This window comes from Mycolicibacterium pallens, from assembly GCF_019456675.1.
Classification (GTDB): domain Bacteria; phylum Actinomycetota; class Actinomycetes; order Mycobacteriales; family Mycobacteriaceae; genus Mycobacterium; species Mycobacterium crocinum.
In genome coordinates this window covers 3,537,648-3,553,994 of record NZ_CP080333.1, presented here as the reverse complement: position 1 = coordinate 3,553,994, position 16,347 = coordinate 3,537,648, and the positions used below count along the sequence as shown (strand labels likewise).

The window sequence follows — 16,347 nt, the reverse complement described above, 5'->3', positions numbered from 1 at the left end:
GTTTGTCCAGCGTGCGCCTAGTCGAGTAGGCTCAGGAAGTACCTGTGTGCACTGTCGCGGGTACATCATCTCGAGAACAACTGTCCCTACGATCAACCTTGTCCGGAGCAACCCAACAATATGCCAAGTCCCACCGTCACCTCGCCGCAAGTAGCCGTCAACGACATCGGCTCGAGCGAGGACTTCCTCGCCGCCATCGATAAAACCATCAAATACTTCAACGATGGCGACATCGTCGAGGGAACCATCGTCAAGGTCGACCGGGACGAAGTTCTCCTGGATATCGGCTACAAGACCGAGGGTGTGATCCCCTCCCGCGAACTTTCCATCAAGCACGACGTCGACCCCAATGAGGTTGTGTCCGTCGGCGACGAGGTGGAAGCCCTGGTCCTCACCAAGGAGGACAAGGAAGGCCGCCTGATCCTGTCCAAGAAGCGAGCTCAGTACGAGCGCGCCTGGGGCACCATCGAGGCCCTCAAGGAGAAGGACGAGGCCGTCAAGGGCACCGTCATCGAGGTCGTCAAGGGCGGCCTGATCCTCGACATCGGCCTGCGCGGCTTCCTGCCCGCATCGCTGGTCGAGATGCGGCGCGTCCGCGATCTGCAGCCGTACATCGGCAAGGAGATCGAGGCCAAGATCATCGAGCTGGACAAGAACCGCAACAACGTGGTCCTGTCCCGTCGCGCCTGGCTGGAGCAGACCCAGTCTGAGGTCCGCAGCGAGTTCCTCAACCAGCTGCAGAAGGGCGCCATCCGCAAGGGTGTCGTCTCCTCGATCGTCAACTTCGGCGCGTTCGTCGACCTCGGCGGGGTCGACGGCCTGGTGCACGTCTCCGAGCTGTCCTGGAAGCACATCGATCACCCGTCCGAGGTGGTTCAGGTGGGCGACGAGGTCACCGTCGAGGTGCTCGACGTCGACATGGACCGCGAGCGGGTTTCGTTGTCGCTCAAGGCGACTCAGGAAGACCCGTGGCGCCACTTCGCCCGCACCCACGCGATCGGTCAGATCGTGCCGGGCAAGGTCACCAAGCTGGTGCCGTTCGGTGCGTTCGTCCGGGTCGAGGAGGGCATCGAGGGCCTGGTGCACATCTCCGAGCTGGCTGAGCGTCACGTCGAGGTGCCGGATCAGGTCGTGCAGGTCGGCGACGACGCCATGGTCAAGGTCATCGACATCGACCTGGAGCGCCGCCGCATCTCGCTGAGCCTCAAGCAGGCCAACGAGGACTACACCGAGGAGTTCGACCCCTCGAAGTACGGCATGGCCGACAGCTACGACGAGCAGGGGAACTACATCTTCCCCGAGGGCTTCGACGCCGAGACCAACGAATGGCTCGAAGGCTTCGACAAGCAGCGCACCGAGTGGGAGGCCCGCTACGCCGAGGCCGAGCGCCGGCACAAGATGCACACCGCGCAGATGGAGAAGTTCGCCAAGGCTGAGGCCGAAGCGGCTGAGCGGCCGGCCGGCAACGGCTCGTCGTCTTCGTCGAGCTCGGGTGAGTCCGCCGGTGGTTCGCTGGCCAGCGACGCTCAGCTCGCCGCGCTGCGCGAAAAGCTGGCAGGCAACGCCTAAGTAATTCACGACCGAACGCCCCGGCTCATCCGAGCCGGGGCGTTCGTCGTCTCGGCTGCCTGAAAGACTGGTGCAGTGCTACGTATTGGACTCACCGGCGGTATCGGCGCCGGCAAGTCGACGGTGTCCGCCACGTTCTCCGAATGTGGCGGCATCGTCGTCGATGGCGACGTCATCTCCCGTGAGGTCGTCGAACCGGGTACCGAGGGTCTGGGCAAGCTCGTCGAGGCCTTTGGGTCCGGGATCCTGCAAGCCGATGGCGCCCTGGACCGTCCCGCGCTGGCCGCGATCGCGTTCAGTGACGAGGAGAAACGGCAGACCCTGAACGGCATCGTCCACCCACTGGTGGCGACTCGGCGCTCGGAGCTGATCGCCGCCGCGGGGGAGGATGCGGTGATCGTCGAGGACATTCCGCTGCTCGTCGAATCCCAAATGGCGCCGATGTTCCCGCTGGTCATCATCGTGAACGCCGATCCCGAAGTGCGGGTCAAGCGGCTGATCGAATACCGCGGGTTCAGTGAGGACGACGCCCGGGCCCGTATCGCGATGCAGGCCACCGAAGAGCAGCGGCGGCTGGTCGCCGATGTGTGGCTGGACAACTCCGGCAGCTCCGGGCAGCTGGTCGAGAAGGCACGTGAGCTGTGGTACCAGCGCATCCTGCCGTTCGCACACAACCTCGCCACCCGCACGCCGGTGTCCAGCCCGACCGCCATCGTTCCGGCCGACCCCACCTGGCCTGATCAGGCGCGGCGAATCCTGGCTCGCCTCAACACCACCTGCGGGCACCGGGCGGTGCGCATCGATCACATCGGGTCAACGGCCGTGCCCGGCATGGACGCCAAGGACGTCATCGACGTCCAGGTGACCGTCGCCTCGCTCGAGGTCGCCGACGAACTCGCCGAGGATCTGCTGCGGGCCGGCTATCCGCGCGTGGCCACCATCACGTCGGACGTGCCGAAGGAAGGCACCGATCCGGCGTTGTGGCACAAGCGTTTTCACGCCTCCGGCGACCCGGGCCGGCCCACCAACGTGCACATCCGGGTGGACGGCTGGCCCAACCAGCGGTTCGCGCTGCTGTTCGTGGACTGGCTCAAGGCCAACCCCGGCGTGCAGGCCGACTATCTGGCGGTCAAGCGGTCGGCGGCTCAGCACGCCGACATCGGTGCCTACGCCGAGGCCAAGGAGCCGTGGTTCCTCGACGCCTACCGTCGGGCGTGGGCGTGGGCAGAGTCGACCGGTTGGACGCCCGCCGTCTGACTACCGGAACGCGCGGCGCCGTTCCAAGATGAGCAACGGGATTTCCCGGGGCGTGTTGCGCTGATAGCCCTCATATCCCTTGTAGGCCTTGACAACTCGGGGCCACAACTCGGCTCGCTCTTCCGGGGTGGCACTGCGGGCCAGCATCGGGACCGTCGAGCCGTCGACGGTCACCCCGACGTCGGGATTGGCGATCGCGTTCTTGTACCAGTCGGGGTGATCCTGGTGGCCGCCCTTGGAGGCGACGACGACAATGCGCTTGTCATCGTGAATCGGAGACGTCAGCAGGTTGGTATACGGCTTACCGGATTTGCGGCCAACGGTGTGCAACTCGAGAGTCAACATGCCCATCACGGTGCGCGGGTAGCGGCCACCGGTGAGCGTCAGCAGCAGGCGGTGACCGTTTTCCAGCAGCCAGGCACCGGCCGAGGCGACAGCATCGGGTTTCTGCACCAGCCCAGGCTATCTAGGTCGCCGGCGCGGAGACCGGTGCCGGGGTGGGCGTGGCATTCGGTGCGGGAGTGTCCAAGGGCGCACCGCACTGGATGGTGCCGTAGAGCGGATCGTCCTTCGGGCGGAACAGTCGCGGGGCGATGAATTGGTCCGCCTGCGCGATGATCTGGTCGTCCGCGAGGATCTCGCAGTGCAGGTTCGACCCGTACGGCCACTGGATGGAGATCTCCATGCCGGCCTTCTTGGGATCGTGAAGGACGGTGTTGACCTCGAAGGTCATCCCCGGCAGCAGCGTCGGCTGATCGCTGTTGACGTTGTTGTCGTCGATCTTGTACGCGACCACCGCGCCACGGGAGGTGCCGGTAGCAGAGGCCCGGTAGGTGATGTTGTGTAGCAGGTTCGGGTCGGGATCCCCGTTCGCCACCGGCGTCGGCGGGGGAGCCGGCTCCGGATCTGCCAGCGCGGTGGCCGCGGTTAACTGAGAACCCGCGGCCAAGGCGACCGCGGCGACGATCCGCAGCCATCGGCGCTTGGTGGACCTCATAGGTAGGCAGACTACCCGTCCGATACGACGACGCTGATTCGTTGCCCTGCCCGAGGGGGCTCAGCGCCAGGTCAACGTCATCCCGTCGGCGGCAAGCCAGGCATTGAGGTCGTGGTCGTGGCGGGCCAGGCCCTCGATCGCGACGACGACGCGTTGCAGGGCTTCCTCGGCGGTCTCGGTGGTCAGCAGACCGTCGCGGTGCGCGGCGAACAGTTCGTCGGTGTCGATCAGATCGGTTCGGTCACCGGAGTAAACCACCAGGTCAAGGTAGTGGTCCTCGGCCTGCCAGGCGGTCTCGCCGACGGTGATCTGGCCGATGTCGAGGTAGTAGTCCTGCGGGCGCTCGTGGCCCGGGTTGAAATGGAAGACATTCGCCCTCAGTCCCAGGGACGGCAGCAGCCACGACTCCAGGTAATGGAATTGGGTGCGGCCGGGGGTCGGGCGGGCCATGTACAGCCCCCACGGGGTGAGCACGTACTCGTCGACCGCCCGCACGATGCCCTTGGGGTCGGTGTTCGTCTTGGCGGCCAAGTCGAACATCTCCTGCTTGGGCGGATGGACGGTCACCGCGCAAGCGTAACGAGGAATGAAATGTGTCGGTGGGGACGCTTAACCTGGGGACATGGCATTCGCTACCGAACACCCGGTGCTCGCGCATTCGGAGTACCGACCCGCCGCCGACGCCGTGGACGGTCTGGTGCGCAGCGGCGCCGACTTCCGGGTTGTCAGTGAGTATCAGCCCGCCGGTGACCAGCCCGCCGCGATCGACGAGTTGGAGCGCAGGATCCGGGCGGGGGAGCGTGACGTCGTCCTGCTCGGTGCGACGGGCACCGGTAAGTCGGCGACCACGGCCTGGCTGATCGAACGGCTGCAGCGCCCGACGCTGGTGATGGCGCCGAACAAGACGCTGGCCGCCCAGCTCGCCAATGAGTTGCGAGAGATGCTGCCGCACAACGCGGTTGAGTACTTCGTCTCGTACTACGACTACTACCAGCCCGAGGCGTACATCGCCCAGACCGACACCTACATCGAGAAGGACAGCTCGATCAACGACGACGTCGAGCGGTTGCGCCACTCCGCGACGTCGAGTCTGCTGTCTCGGCGCGACGTCGTGGTCGTCGCGTCGGTGTCCTGCATCTACGGCCTGGGCACCCCGCAGTCCTACCTCGACCGGTCGGTCGAACTGCAGGTCGGCACGGAGGTGCCGCGGGACGGCCTGCTGCGGCTGCTCGTCGACGTGCAGTACACCCGCAACGACCTGTCCTTCACCCGTGGCTCGTTCCGCGTGCGCGGCGACACCGTCGAGATCATCCCTTCCTACGAGGAGCTCGCGGTTCGCATCGAGTTCTTCGGCGACGAGATCGAGGCGCTGTACTACCTGCACCCGCTGACCGGCGATGTCGTCCGCCAGGTCGACTCGCTGCGGATCTTCCCGGCCACCCACTACGTCGCAGGCCCGGAGCGGATGGCGATGGCCATCTCGACGATCGAGCAGGAGCTGGCCGAGCGGCTGGCCGATCTGGAGAACCAGGGCAAGCTGCTGGAAGCTCAGCGGCTGCGGATGCGCACCAACTACGACATCGAGATGATGCGTCAGGTCGGGTTCTGCTCGGGTATCGAGAACTACTCGCGCCACATCGACGGGCGGCCCGCGGGGTCGGCGCCCGCGACGCTGCTGGATTACTTCCCCGAAGACTTCCTGCTCGTGATCGACGAATCCCACGTCACGGTCCCGCAGATCGGCGGCATGTACGAAGGCGACATGTCCCGCAAGCGCAACCTGGTGGAGTTCGGGTTCCGGCTGCCGTCGGCGGTCGACAACCGGCCGCTGACTTGGGAGGAGTTCGCCGACCGGATCGGACAGACGGTGTACCTGTCCGCGACGCCGGGGCCGTACGAGCTGAGCCAGACCAGCGGTGAGTTCGTCGAGCAGGTTATCCGTCCGACCGGGCTCATCGACCCGAAGGTGGTGGTCAAGCCGACCAAGGGCCAGATCGACGACCTGATCGGCGAGATCCGGACCCGCACCGATCGCGATGAGCGCGTGCTGGTGACCACGCTGACCAAGAAGATGGCCGAAGACCTCACCGACTACCTGCTGGAGATGGGCATCCGGGTGCGCTACCTGCACTCCGAGGTGGACACCCTGCGCCGCGTCGAGCTGCTGCGGCAATTGCGGCTCGGTGAGTACGACGTGCTGGTCGGTATCAACCTGCTTCGCGAGGGTCTGGACCTTCCGGAGGTGTCGCTGGTGGCGATCCTCGACGCCGACAAGGAGGGCTTCCTGCGCTCCACCCGAAGCCTCATCCAGACCATCGGCCGCGCGGCGCGCAACGTCTCCGGTGAAGTGCACATGTACGCCGACAAGCTCACCGACTCGATGAAGGAAGCCATCGACGAGACCGAGCGCCGGCGAGCCAAGCAGATCGCCTATAACGAAGAGCACGGCATCGACCCGCAGCCGCTGCGCAAGAAGATCGCCGACATCCTCGACCAGGTGTACCGGGAGGCCGACGAGACCGAAGCCATCGAGGTCGGAGGCTCCGGGCGCAACGCCTCCCGCGGCCGGCGTGCGCAGGGCGAGCCGGGCCGGGCGGTCAGCGCGGGCATCGTCGAGGGCCGCGACACCTCGAACATGCCGCGCGCCGAACTGGCCGATCTGATCAAGGATCTGACCGCACAGATGATGGCGGCGGCGCGCGATCTGCAGTTCGAGCTGGCCGCGCGGATCCGTGACGAGATCGCCGATCTGAAGAAGGAACTGCGCGGCATGGACGCCGCGGGGCTGAAGTAGCCGGTGACGCTTGAGCTCAACCACGGTTGAGCCTTTACGGTGATGCCATGACCGAGACCACCGCATCGGCCGCGGGCAGTTGGCGAGAGCTGCTGGGCCGCGACTATCTCGGCGCGGTCATCGTGCTGGCCGGCGGTGTGGCGATCTATGCCATCAACGAATTCATCACGATCAGCCTGCTGCCCAGCGCCGTCGCCGACATCGGCGGCGAGCGGCTGTACGCCTGGGTGACGACGGTCTATCTGGTGGCGTCGGTGACGGCGGCGACGACGGTCGGACCGGTGTTGACCCGATTCGGCCCGCGCACCGCGTATCTGGGCGCGTTGCTGTCTTTCGCCGCGGGCAGTGCGCTCTGCACGTTGGCGCCGACGATGCCGCTGCTTCTCGGCGGACGGGTGGTGCAAGGTCTGGCCGGTGGCGTGCTGGCCGGTCTCGGTTATGCGGTGATCAGCGCGGCGCTGCCCGACCGGTTGTGGACCCGCGCGTCGGCCGTGGTGTCGGCGATGTGGGGGGTCGGCACTTTGGTGGGTCCGGCCGCCGGCGGCCTGTTCGCCCAATTCGGTTTATGGCGAGGCGGATTCGGCCTGCTCGCGGTGCTTGCGGTGGCGATGAGCCTGCTGGTTCCGCTGGCATTACCGGCACGGACCGATGCCGACCAGCAACCGCCGGGGACCCGAATCCCGGTGTGGTCGTTGCTGTTGCTCGGTGTGGCGGCACTGACGGTCAGCGTGGCGGTGATCCCGCACAGCGCGGGCGCCATCGCCGGTCTGCTGGCTGTGGGTGCGGCCCTGGTGGCGGTGTTCATCGTCGTCGATCGCCGAGCCTCGGCTGCGGTATTGCCGCGCAAGGCTTTTGAACCCGGTCCGCTGAAGTGGATCTACCTGACCCTCGGACTGTTGATGGCGGCCACGATGGTCGACATGTATGTGCCGCTCTTCGGTCAGCGGCTCGGTGCGCTGGCGCCGGTCGTGGCGGGGTTCCTCGGCGCCGCGCTGTCGGTGGGCTGGACGGTCGGGGAGATCGCCAGTGCCTCGATCACCAATGTCCGGCTGACGGTACGGGTGGTGGCGATCGCCCCGTTGGTGATGGCTGTGGGTCTGGCGCTGGCGGCGTTCACCCAAACCGATGGTGCGCCAACGACTGTCGTTGTCCTGTGGGCGGTGGCGTTGGTGATCACCGGGTCCGGTATCGGGATGGCGTGGCCGCACCTGTCCGCGTGGGCGATGGGTGCGGTCGTCGACGATCCGCCCCAGCAAGCAGTAGCCGCTGCGGCGATCAACACCGTCCAGTTGATGTGCGGAGCGTTCGGCGCGGGACTGGCGGGTGTCGTGGTCAATCTGCGTGCCGCACCGGACGCGAGTGCGAGCCGGCTGATGTTCGGTGCGTTCGCGGTTCTGGCGGCAGTGGGCGTCGTCGCCTCGTACCGATCGGGGCGCGGTCGAGCGGACTGAGGCCTACTCGTCCTTCTCGTCGAGCCGGCGCACACCGGTGACGCCGGCTATCCCGGCAACTGTGGTGGGCGCGTGCAGGATTCGCGTACCCGATAGCGTCATCAGGACGCCGCCGTCGGGATCGCTGTTGAGTTCGGCCAGACTCCACTGGTGCTTGTCGCAGGCGGCCAGGATGTGGGTGAGCACACCGCGGTCCGGCTCGTAGGTGACCCGCAGCCGCACCGAACCGGCCAGCCGTGCGGTGAGGCGACGACTGAGCGGGTTGAAGCCGAGAACGATCACGAAGTGCAGGATCGTGACGATGATCGCGAGCTTGACCAGGCCCGCCGCGGCGGCCATGCCGATGGCCGCGCACTCCCAGATCGCGGCGGCCGTCGTCAGCCCGTGCACCGCGCCCTGGCGGGTGATGATCAGCCCGGCACCGAGGAAGCCGATGCCGGAGACGATCTGAGCGGCGACGCGCGACGGGTCGACCTCGACCAGGCCGTTGGTCAGCACGTCGAAGAAGCCGTACTTGCTGACGATCAGGATCAGCGCGGACGCCGTGCCGACGATCGCCTGGGTGCGCAGCCCGGCGCTCTTGCCATGTATCTCGCGTTCCAGGCCGATCAGCGCGGTCAGCCCGAACGCGATCAGGAGTTCGACGATCTGCCGGGTGCCCTGTCCGGGGCCGCCGAGCAACGGCGGGTCGGCCAACCACATTTGCATGTGGTAACCGTATTGGCCGCATGGCTGTCGGAGCAGCAATCACGCTGAGCCAAAGGATGGGCGAGTCGCGGCCGCGCTGGCAGAGTCACGTCCTGACTCGCGGGTGTGGCTGAGTGGCTAGGCACCGGCCTGCAAAGCCGTTTACACGGGTTCGAATCCCGTCACTCGCTCGTATGACTGCCGTTACTGTTCGTGAGTAACCGGTGTCAAAGATCGGGATTTTGCCGCTGTGAGCTGCGTGTTTATTGCGCTAGTGGAGCGTTGCTCGTGAGCGTTCGCGATTCGTCGCGAACTGCCGTTATGTGATAATTTGCGTACCGTGGTCGTACCGCAGGGTGTGCCAGCAAACATGTGATCTGGGCTGGTGGCGCGCGCCTACCTGGGACCGCTACTTGTAGCCCTGCTCCCGAAGTCGCTCGCACGACTCCACCATCTGTTCGAGCTGTTGGCCTTGCAGGCCGTGGCGGACTCCGGCATCCCGGCATTCCTTTTCGTACGGACGGTACGACGCGCATGTCCAGACGATCTGACTAATGATCACTGCGCCCAAGATCAGACCGGCGATAAGCCATACGCGCTTTTTATTCGGTTTCTCGCCGGTTGCCGGGCTGGGTGGCTGGGCACTGCTTAGCTTCGCGCGTCGGCCATCCCACTGGGTGCCGGTCCAATAGACCTCGGCGGCCTGGTCGTGCGGGTCGGGATACCAGCCTGCTTGCAATTCCCCCATGATCGGCGAATTTACAGATTAGGTTCAAAGTACACGGCGCGTACTCTAAAGCCGTTGCAACACAGGGACTTTGACGTGTTGACGGGGGCGTCAAGCCGCTGTAGCGTCCCCCGCCATGACACTAGCTACGCTGGACCAGATCACCCCGCCCGCTGACGCCATCCGATGTGATCCGTGGGAGGACGACGGGCAACGCAGCTTCGCTATCACTGAGCCAGTCGAACTGGACGCGGGTGGTTACCCGCTGAGCGTTCGGGTTGCAGGGGCGCAGGACTACACGGGCGCGGTTGAGCGGCGCGTGGTTTTGAGGGTCGGCCACGATGATTGCGAGATGACCGCCGAGCAGACAGACAGCCTGATAGCGGCGCTGCTCGCAAGCAGAAACCGACTGCAAGCGTCCGAATTAACACACCCCAACGGTGTCTTGACGCAACCACAAACTGTCGGCGTGTCTTAACGCAGGTCGCCCACATGTTGTGCCAGGCTTGTTCTGTCGCCATCGAACAAATTGGCGAAGAAAGGAGGCGATGGAAGATGACAGCAGTGGACATCGAATACGGCATCGACCGAACTCGGCAGTCGCCGTGTTGCGGAGTACCGATCCTGCTTGAGCATCGGTCCGTACCCGTATGGGGTGGCCGCGCTCAACTGGGAACCGTTGAGCGGTGCTCGGAATGCGAAGGCCGGATTTAGGCACGGTCCGGCCCCGGTGAGCTTCCTTAGTTCTCACCGGGGCCGGTCCGCTGGCCGCGACTCCATGCCGGTTACCAATCCGGCACGCGACCTGCCATAAAGGAGATTCGGGCCATGCACGCCGCGTTAACGCACTCGACCCGAACATATTTCGTCAAACCGGTTCCACCTTGCGGTGGACCTGTTCTATTACGGGCTGTCTGACTATGCATCTAGCCCACACCCGCCGCGTCGTTGCGACGGGACTACCCGACCCTGTTGGCCGGGCATGTCTTTGGTTACCGGGCGCGTTCCCGGTAACGGTTAAGGGTCATAAGCTCCGATGTCGTCCAGCCCTCAAACGGCTTAAGAGACACCGAGAACGGACCCATACGCTGCTCAGTGACCGCCCCTGACGGGTCGGCCAGCATCCGCAGACTTGCGGTCAGGATCACTGACCAAATGTCGTCGGCGGGCACACCAGCCGTGAAGCCGCGCCCCCTTGTGTGGGACGCGGCCCGCGCCGTCACAATCGAAATGATCGCCTCGGCCTGGTCGTGGTTGACCTCCCGGCCCGCCAGCGCCGCCAGATCGTTAGCCGTTGGCGCTGGCATGACTAAGCCTCGGTAAGGACCGTGACGGCCTTAGCCTGCAACAGGCCAACGTCATACCGGGTAACCACGCGGATACCAACGGTGTCGTAGTCGCCCCACGTCTGATCCAGAATCTTGACCTCAGCGTCCAGATCACGGGCCACGGCAACCTTGGAAAAGTCCACCAGGGCAACGCGGTTCTTAGTCGACACAGCCGGGATGTTGTCCGTGATGATCACAGGCAGCCCGAACAGCTGGAAAGCTGATCCGTTCTGAATGGTGGACGGGTCAAAGATGTACCGGGCATCGTCCGTGCCGACCTTAAGCTTGCGCAGCTTGGCGAAGCTGGCCGCCGTCATCACCCAATGCGTCGGCTTGACGTGGTTGCCTTGTGCCGTCGCCATGCCGTCAATGAGGCTGTCGGCGTCCGTCAGGTCCAGCGTGCCGGTAGCAATGCCCGACTGGCGGAAAATGCCCTTAATCGTGTTCGACGTTCCCGGCCCGTCCCACAACAGGGCGTCGAGCGTTTCAGCGACGTTGGTAACCACCGTCGTCTTAAGGGTTGCGTCAAGAGCTACGACAGACTGGCGGGCCAACTCGGAGCTGTACCGGGTTAGCACCTTAAGGCTCTTAAGCGTGGACGGCAGCAACGTAACTTCGTCAAACGACACGTTGCCGTCGCTGATCTGTTCACCCGGCCCGTAAAAGCCAGCGGTCACGCCCGAAGCAACTCGCGGAATACGCAACTGATCGTTAGTGTCGAAAATCTGCGGACCCGCCGCCAGAAACGTTGATTCCTGCGCAAGTGGCGCAACCAAGATTTCCGCAACCTGCGACTGCAATAGCGTGGTATTACCACTAGGGATTCGAATAGTCATATTCTTTTTTCCTTATTAAATTTTGAGTTTCAATTGTGCCCGCCGCCCGGACGGGATAAAGCGTTTGCGCGCCTGGCGCAGGTTTAGCCGGTTACAGCCTCAAGCTCATAAACGGCCCAATCAAACCGGTATCCGGTAAGCGGGTGCGCCTGATCCCAGAACGGCCCACCAACAACGGCGAAAATCTGACCCGTCGAGCGGGTCACCCGGTCCCGCACTTGAAGGTCAGTGCCGCCGCTCACGTACAGCTCTGCGGTGCCCTTGCTGGACTCTGCGCGCTCACCGGGGGTCCGCGACCACCTTCCCCAACCGAACGCGCCCGTAATGGTGTGCGTGCCGGTCGTGGTCCGGTTCCCCCGGTTGTCCGTGCTGCCACGGGACACCGTGAGCGTTTCCCCGATCATCGGCCCCGCAACAGTTCCAGCAGGTTCACGCCGCTCTCAGCGTCGCCCCGGTTTCCCTGGCCCGCGTCACCCTTAACGACTCGCTTAGCCAAGTAAGGCCGGTCAGCTAGCAGCGCATCAAGCGCCGCCCCTAGCTGCTCGGCGTCCTCTAGGTGCTTAGCGTCGTAGGGCAGATCGGCTGAGTTTTCTAGCCGGTTAGTTGCCGTGACTAGGGCCGTGTGCAGGCGTCGAGCCAGCTTGTCGGCCTCGTCCTCGGCAGCCTTAACTCGCGTGCGCCAATCTGCGTTCTCTTTTCGGAGCTTGTCTACGACTTCACGCGGGAATGTGTCGCCATCGGTGGTTTTATCGGCATTGTCATCTGGCTGCGCGTCTGGCGCATTTTCTACCGTTTCGGCGGGTGTCGTATTACTGTCTGCGGTTTCGTCAACCTGCGGGGCATCTGGCCCCGTATTTACGTCACTCATGCTGCCTCGTTCAATTTGTTAGCCATCAATTCAGCGTGCTTAGAAACCGCCATTGAGAACTCCGGGTTTGCATTCGCCAAAGCGTCACGCTCGGCGTCGTATAGCTCTTGCTCAATATCGGATTGCGTGTAACCCAAGCGGCGCAATGCGCCTGATTTGCTCAAGATTCCGGCCTGAACCAACTTCACAACGGCATCCGCCGCCTGGCTCTCAGAACGCGTAGCAGGGTCACACCACGTCACCTTGCACTCAATATCGGCAGGGTTAGCGCCGGTCCGAACCGCCTTCATAAGCCGCCCAACCGTCTCCCAGCTCCGACCAAAAGCGTTCTGCTTACTAGACGCTTTACTGGTCAACCCGGCCTCAGAAGCGCGCAAAGAATCAGCCGACGACGGATTATCGTGCAAGATACCGAGATAGTGAGGCGGCAACGACGACACGCTAGCGATTTCACTAAGGATCAAATCAGCCGCATTCTTATACGCCGCCAAATCAGCTGCCGCTAGTTGCGTAGCCTTAGCCTGCTCATTCTCCAAGATAATCAGTCGGTCGTTATCCGGAACGGGCGATACAAGCTCCATAATCTCGTTGCCGTCGCTATCTAGAACGGGGTCCCCGTTTTCATCGCGCTTAGCGACCTCGACCATTTCCACGCCAGTCAGCACGCGGCGCGGCTTCGCGTAGAACTCCGACCCGACCAACATGTCGGTAGAGATTTTCGACAAGCCATCGGAAGGCTTCATAATGTCGGAAATTTCGCTTACGCCATCCCCGATAAGGTCGGCGTTAAGGAACCTGACAACCGGCACCATTCCCATGTGGTGAGGCAGCTTCTCTACCAGCTCGTAAGCCGATGACGCCGCGCCCACGGCCTTGGCGCGCCAATGCTGCACCTCGGTCGGCAGATACACGTAGGCGTGCGATTCGTGCTTAGTGGTGTAGCGCTTTACTGCGCTGGTAATGACGCCGGTAGCAGGGTCGGTGAGCACCTGGACATTCAGCGGGCTTTCTACCGTGGCGATAGGCCGGTTTCCGTCGCCCCACACGATCACGAACGACTGCCCGTAGAGCAGCGCCGACCGATGAACGATCCCGGCCTGTTGGTCCAGATCGTTAGCGATGAAGTCGCGCCAGATCGTTTCGTCTGGATCAAAACCCAAAATCCGGCACCGCTCCGCAAGGGCATTCACTAGAACGCGCGGAATGTTGACGACCATGCTGCTAAGGCGGTGTCCGATTGCGGCCTGAGATTCCGGGGAAACGAAACCGAGTGACTGATTCTCACCACGGTAGTACCGGCCATAAATTGCGAATTTGTGTTGCGGCGCGTCCAGCGCTTGCAGCAACTCAATCAATAGGTCACTAGACAAAGATATTCCTTATTCAGTTTTAGTAGGGCCGCGAGTAAACCCGCCGCTTAGGTTTCTTCTCCGACGCGCACCACGTAGCCCGTGAATGCGCCATCATCAGCGCCGTAGCCAAGTCGATTTTCGGAGCGTGTTTAGTGTGCGTGACGGCGCTCATCGAAAGTCCCCAGGTGTGCTCGCCGAAATTCCTCACCTGTGAGCAGCGGTCAGTGTAGTTGTTGGCGGGTGCCGGTGGTGGTTCGGCGCAGGGTTTCCGCGGCGGCCTGGTGGTCGCGTAGCCGGTAGGACTCGCCGTCGAGGTTGATGACCACGGAGCGGTGCAGCAGGCGGTCGAGCATGGCGGCGGCCACGGTGGTATCGCCGAGGATCTCGCCCCAAGCACCCACCCCGCGGTTGGTGGTGATGACGATGCTGGTCTTCAAATACCGTTGGGAGACAACCTGAAACAACGCCGAAGCGGCTTCGGCGGGCAACGGAAGGTAGCCGAGTTCATCGATCACCAGCAGCGTCGGGCCAGCGAAGAACCGCATGGTGGTGGCCCAGCGTCCCTCGATCGCGGCGCGGTGACACCGTGCGGCCAGATCGGCGGCGGTGGTGAAGTAGGTCCGGTAGCCGGCATGGGCGGCAGCCCTTGCCAACCCGACGGACAGATGCGTCTTTCCGGTGCCGGGCGGGCCGATGAGCAGAATGTTGGTCGCGGTTTCCAGGTAGCGGCAGGTGCCCAGTTCGTCGATCAGCTTGCGGTCGATCCCGGCGGCAGCATCGACATCGAAATCAGCGAGGGTGGCCGGGGTGGGCAGGCAGGCGAACCGCAACCGGCCGGCCAACCGTCGGGCAGTGCTGGCCTCGACCTCCACGGCCAGCAGTCGCTCCAACGCCACGGTCAGTGACAGCCCCTCGGCGGTGGCCTGATCCAGCACCGTCGGTAGGGCTTCAGCGGCCGCGGCCAGTTTGAGCTCGGCCAGATGCGAGCGCAGCTGCTGATAGCGGCTCGCCGCCGACGATGGTGATTCCTCGGTCGTGGTGGTGGTCTTACCGGTGCGTGGAGTGGGGGTCATTTGATGGTCCTGTTCTGGGCGGCACGCTCGTAAGCGGACAGATCGATGACGGTGGAATCGGTTGACGGAGTGGAATTTTCACTTGCGGTGGTGGATGGCTGCTTGAGCGCAAGCAGTTGCGCGGCAGCGGCTTTGGCAGCCGGACCCGGTGGGATGCGTTCCTTGCGGCGGTGTGGCCGTCCGGTCGCCGCGGTGGCCATTGCCACGGCATCCAGGGCGATGACATGACCGCTGTCACGCACCATCACCCCGAGCCCATCAGCAGCCATCCGATGGCGGGCGATCACGATCCCGCTCATGGTGGCGATGTCGCAGAACTGCCCGCCGACCGGATGTGACACCACCACATTGGCGGCGGCCAGTTCCGGGGGCACCGAGTAACGGTTACCGCGGTAGGACACCATCGCTTGGCGCGAGGCGGTGCGTGCCTCGGCCACGATCACCGGATACGCCTGCGCCGGCACCGGAGCCAGTGGCTCCGTTTCGGCCACCACGGCGACCGAGGATCGGCCATCAGCGGTGGCCCGCAATCGGGTGTCACCCCGCACTCGGGCGAAGCGATCCAGGCTCGTTTGCGCAGCCTCGACGGTCATGTCGTCGGCCAGGGTGCGCCACCAGCGTTGCGCGGCGGTGTGGTTGACCTTTTCCACCACCCCCTTGCGGTTGCCGCGCCGAGCCGGGCAGACCGCCACCGAGACGCCGTAGTGCTTGGCCACCCCAGCGAACGACGCGGTCACCCGCCCGCTGCCCGGATCGCAGACCGTGGCCATCCGGTCAAACCGCCACACCCGAGTGCACCCGCCCAGGCCGCGGGTCACCCGATCCAGCCCGGCAACCAGGTGCGGCTGGTCCTCGCTCGGCGTCAGATAGCCACGCCACTTCCCGGAATGCGCCAGCGATCCGACCAGCAGGTGCGCGGTCTTGCCCCAACCCCACGATGCCGGTGGATCGGGCAATTCCAGCCAATCCCATTGGGTTTCATCACCCGGCGCATGTGGGATCACCGCGTTCGGACGCTGCGTGGCGGTCCGGCACGCCTCACAGACGGGCCGCAGATCCCGGGTTCGGATGTTGCGCGTCAGGCTCTGATACGACAGGCCGAACCCCAGCTCCTCGAGTTCGTCGTAGAGGGTGCGGGCCCACAGGTGCGGGTCCTCGGTCAGCCTCGCGACCACGTAGTCGACGAACGGATCGAACGGATCAGGGTCGGGCCGGGCACGGACCCCGGGCTTGCCGTCACCGGCCAGATACTTACGGACCGTCTTGCGGTCGAAGCCGGTGTGACGGGCGATCGCCGAGATCGTCCAACCACGCTTGGCCAGGGCATGTACTTCCACATCGTCCTCCCATGTGAGCATGAGAAAGCGGGCCTCCTTCGGGCAGTGCTGCAGGCGTCAGACACCAGCAG

General features: G+C 64.3%; 16 protein-coding genes and 1 tRNA gene. 6 read left to right on the top strand and 11 right to left on the bottom strand.

Translation table 11 applies throughout. The annotated features are described in order from the left end of the window. Positions 1-120: 120 nt before the first annotated feature. Together rpsA and coaE are read left to right on the top strand one after the other, a co-directional pair. On the top strand, positions 121-1,569 hold the full coding sequence (gene rpsA, locus K0O64_RS17455) for a 30S ribosomal protein S1 (RefSeq protein WP_071943796.1): 1,449 nt from the start codon (positions 121-123) through the stop codon (positions 1,567-1,569). A 75-nt stretch (positions 1,570-1,644) separates the two neighbouring features. Next, the gene (gene coaE, locus K0O64_RS17450) at positions 1,645-2,826 is read left to right on the top strand and encodes a dephospho-CoA kinase (protein WP_071943799.1); all 1,182 of its coding nucleotides are present in this window, start codon (positions 1,645-1,647) and stop codon (positions 2,824-2,826) included. On the opposite strand, the gene K0O64_RS17445 is transcribed toward coaE, so the two are convergent. Genes K0O64_RS17445 through K0O64_RS17435 form a run of 3 tightly spaced genes read right to left on the bottom strand, consistent with a single transcriptional unit; the run spans position 2,827 to position 4,363 of the window. After that, positions 2,827-3,279, bottom strand: a complete 453-nt coding sequence (locus K0O64_RS17445) for a nitroreductase/quinone reductase family protein (RefSeq protein ID WP_071943802.1) — start codon at positions 3,277-3,279, stop codon at positions 2,827-2,829. A 13-nt stretch (positions 3,280-3,292) separates the two neighbouring features. Beyond that, positions 3,293-3,823 carry a hypothetical protein gene (locus K0O64_RS17440; RefSeq protein WP_071943805.1) on the bottom strand — a complete coding sequence of 177 codons (531 nt, stop codon included), beginning with the start codon at positions 3,821-3,823 and terminating at the stop codon, positions 3,293-3,295. Positions 3,824-3,883: 60 nt separating this feature from the next. Next, positions 3,884-4,363: a ribonuclease FAU-1 family protein gene (locus K0O64_RS17435; protein ID WP_071949764.1), complete on the bottom strand. Its 480-nt coding sequence runs from the start codon at positions 4,361-4,363 to the stop codon at positions 3,884-3,886. An 82-nt stretch (positions 4,364-4,445) separates the two neighbouring features. On the opposite strand from K0O64_RS17435, the gene uvrB reads away from it, so the two are divergent. Next, positions 4,446-6,617, top strand: a complete 2,172-nt coding sequence (uvrB, locus tag K0O64_RS17430; protein ID WP_071943808.1) for an excinuclease ABC subunit UvrB — start codon at positions 4,446-4,448, stop codon at positions 6,615-6,617. Positions 6,618-6,664: 47 nt separating this feature from the next. Next, a complete protein-coding gene (locus K0O64_RS17425; protein ID WP_071943810.1) occupies positions 6,665-8,068 on the top strand; it encodes an MFS transporter in 1,404 nt (467 codons plus the stop codon). Between the two features lie 3 nt (positions 8,069-8,071). On the opposite strand, the gene K0O64_RS17420 is transcribed toward K0O64_RS17425, so the two are convergent. Next, positions 8,072-8,776 (bottom strand): MgtC/SapB family protein, encoded by a 705-nt coding sequence (locus K0O64_RS17420; protein ID WP_083542590.1) that lies wholly within the window; start codon positions 8,774-8,776, stop codon positions 8,072-8,074. A gap of 99 nt (positions 8,777-8,875) precedes the next feature. Between K0O64_RS17420 and K0O64_RS17415 the strand changes: the two genes are divergently transcribed. Further along, a tRNA-Cys gene (locus K0O64_RS17415) sits at positions 8,876-8,946 on the top strand. Positions 8,947-9,164: 218 nt separating this feature from the next. Here K0O64_RS17415 and K0O64_RS17410 read toward each other — a convergent pair. After that, complete coding sequence (locus tag K0O64_RS17410; protein ID WP_096311659.1) at positions 9,165-9,503, bottom strand: DUF2510 domain-containing protein; 339 nt, start codon at positions 9,501-9,503, stop codon at positions 9,165-9,167. A 115-nt stretch (positions 9,504-9,618) separates the two neighbouring features. Here K0O64_RS17410 and K0O64_RS17405 point away from each other — a divergent pair, with 115 nt between their 5' ends. After that, positions 9,619-9,960, top strand: a complete 342-nt coding sequence (locus K0O64_RS17405) for a hypothetical protein (RefSeq protein ID WP_096311658.1) — start codon at positions 9,619-9,621, stop codon at positions 9,958-9,960. A 514-nt stretch (positions 9,961-10,474) separates the two neighbouring features. Here the strand turns inward: K0O64_RS17405 and K0O64_RS17400 are convergent. From K0O64_RS17400 to K0O64_RS17375, 6 genes are all read right to left on the bottom strand, one after another. Continuing rightward, positions 10,475-10,789 carry a hypothetical protein gene (locus K0O64_RS17400; RefSeq protein WP_096311657.1) on the bottom strand — a complete coding sequence of 105 codons (315 nt, stop codon included), beginning with the start codon at positions 10,787-10,789 and terminating at the stop codon, positions 10,475-10,477. A 2-nt stretch (positions 10,790-10,791) separates the two neighbouring features. After that, positions 10,792-11,646: a phage major capsid protein gene (locus tag K0O64_RS17395; protein ID WP_096311656.1), complete on the bottom strand. Its 855-nt coding sequence runs from the start codon at positions 11,644-11,646 to the stop codon at positions 10,792-10,794. A 400-nt stretch (positions 11,647-12,046) separates the two neighbouring features. Beyond that, positions 12,047-12,514, bottom strand: coding sequence for a hypothetical protein (locus K0O64_RS17390; protein ID WP_096311654.1), 468 nt, complete (start codon positions 12,512-12,514; stop codon positions 12,047-12,049). Continuing rightward, positions 12,511-13,869 carry a phage portal protein gene (locus tag K0O64_RS17385; RefSeq protein WP_096311653.1) on the bottom strand — a complete coding sequence of 453 codons (1,359 nt, stop codon included), beginning with the start codon at positions 13,867-13,869 and terminating at the stop codon, positions 12,511-12,513. The genes K0O64_RS17390 and K0O64_RS17385 overlap by 4 nt, the downstream gene beginning before the upstream one ends. A 218-nt stretch (positions 13,870-14,087) precedes the next feature. Next, positions 14,088-14,939, bottom strand: coding sequence for an IS21-like element helper ATPase IstB (gene istB / locus K0O64_RS17380; RefSeq protein ID WP_220045611.1), 852 nt, complete (start codon positions 14,937-14,939; stop codon positions 14,088-14,090). Continuing rightward, the gene (locus K0O64_RS17375; RefSeq protein WP_071947838.1) at positions 14,936-16,297 is read right to left on the bottom strand and encodes a Mu transposase domain-containing protein; all 1,362 of its coding nucleotides are present in this window, start codon (positions 16,295-16,297) and stop codon (positions 14,936-14,938) included. The genes istB and K0O64_RS17375 overlap by 4 nt, the downstream gene beginning before the upstream one ends. Between the last annotated feature and the right edge of the window lie 50 nt (positions 16,298-16,347).

Excerpts from the sequence above, each read along its gene's own strand:
- K0O64_RS17420 (WP_083542590.1), bottom strand. The coding sequence starts at position 8,776 with ATGCAAATGTGGTTGGCCGACCCGCCGTTGCTCGGCGGCCCCGGACAG.
- K0O64_RS17400 (WP_096311657.1), bottom strand. The coding sequence starts at position 10,789 with ATGCCAGCGCCAACGGCTAACGATCTGGCGGCGCTGGCGGGCCGGGAG.
- K0O64_RS17435 (WP_071949764.1), bottom strand. The coding sequence starts at position 4,363 with ATGTTCGACTTGGCCGCCAAGACGAACACCGACCCCAAGGGCATCGTG.
- K0O64_RS17390 (WP_096311654.1), bottom strand. The coding sequence starts at position 12,514 with ATGAGTGACGTAAATACGGGGCCAGATGCCCCGCAGGTTGACGAAACC.
- K0O64_RS17395 (WP_096311656.1), bottom strand. The coding sequence starts at position 11,646 with ATGACTATTCGAATCCCTAGTGGTAATACCACGCTATTGCAGTCGCAG.
- uvrB (WP_071943808.1), top strand. The coding sequence starts at position 4,446 with ATGGCATTCGCTACCGAACACCCGGTGCTCGCGCATTCGGAGTACCGA.
- K0O64_RS17440 (WP_071943805.1), bottom strand. The coding sequence starts at position 3,823 with ATGAGGTCCACCAAGCGCCGATGGCTGCGGATCGTCGCCGCGGTCGCC.
- K0O64_RS17425 (WP_071943810.1), top strand. The coding sequence starts at position 6,665 with ATGACCGAGACCACCGCATCGGCCGCGGGCAGTTGGCGAGAGCTGCTG.
- K0O64_RS17410 (WP_096311659.1), bottom strand. The coding sequence starts at position 9,503 with ATGGGGGAATTGCAAGCAGGCTGGTATCCCGACCCGCACGACCAGGCC.
- K0O64_RS17405 (WP_096311658.1), top strand. The coding sequence starts at position 9,619 with ATGACACTAGCTACGCTGGACCAGATCACCCCGCCCGCTGACGCCATC.
- K0O64_RS17375 (WP_071947838.1), bottom strand. The coding sequence starts at position 16,297 with ATGCTCACATGGGAGGACGATGTGGAAGTACATGCCCTGGCCAAGCGT.
- istB (WP_220045611.1), bottom strand. The coding sequence starts at position 14,939 with ATGACCCCCACTCCACGCACCGGTAAGACCACCACCACGACCGAGGAA.
- rpsA (WP_071943796.1), top strand. The coding sequence starts at position 121 with ATGCCAAGTCCCACCGTCACCTCGCCGCAAGTAGCCGTCAACGACATC.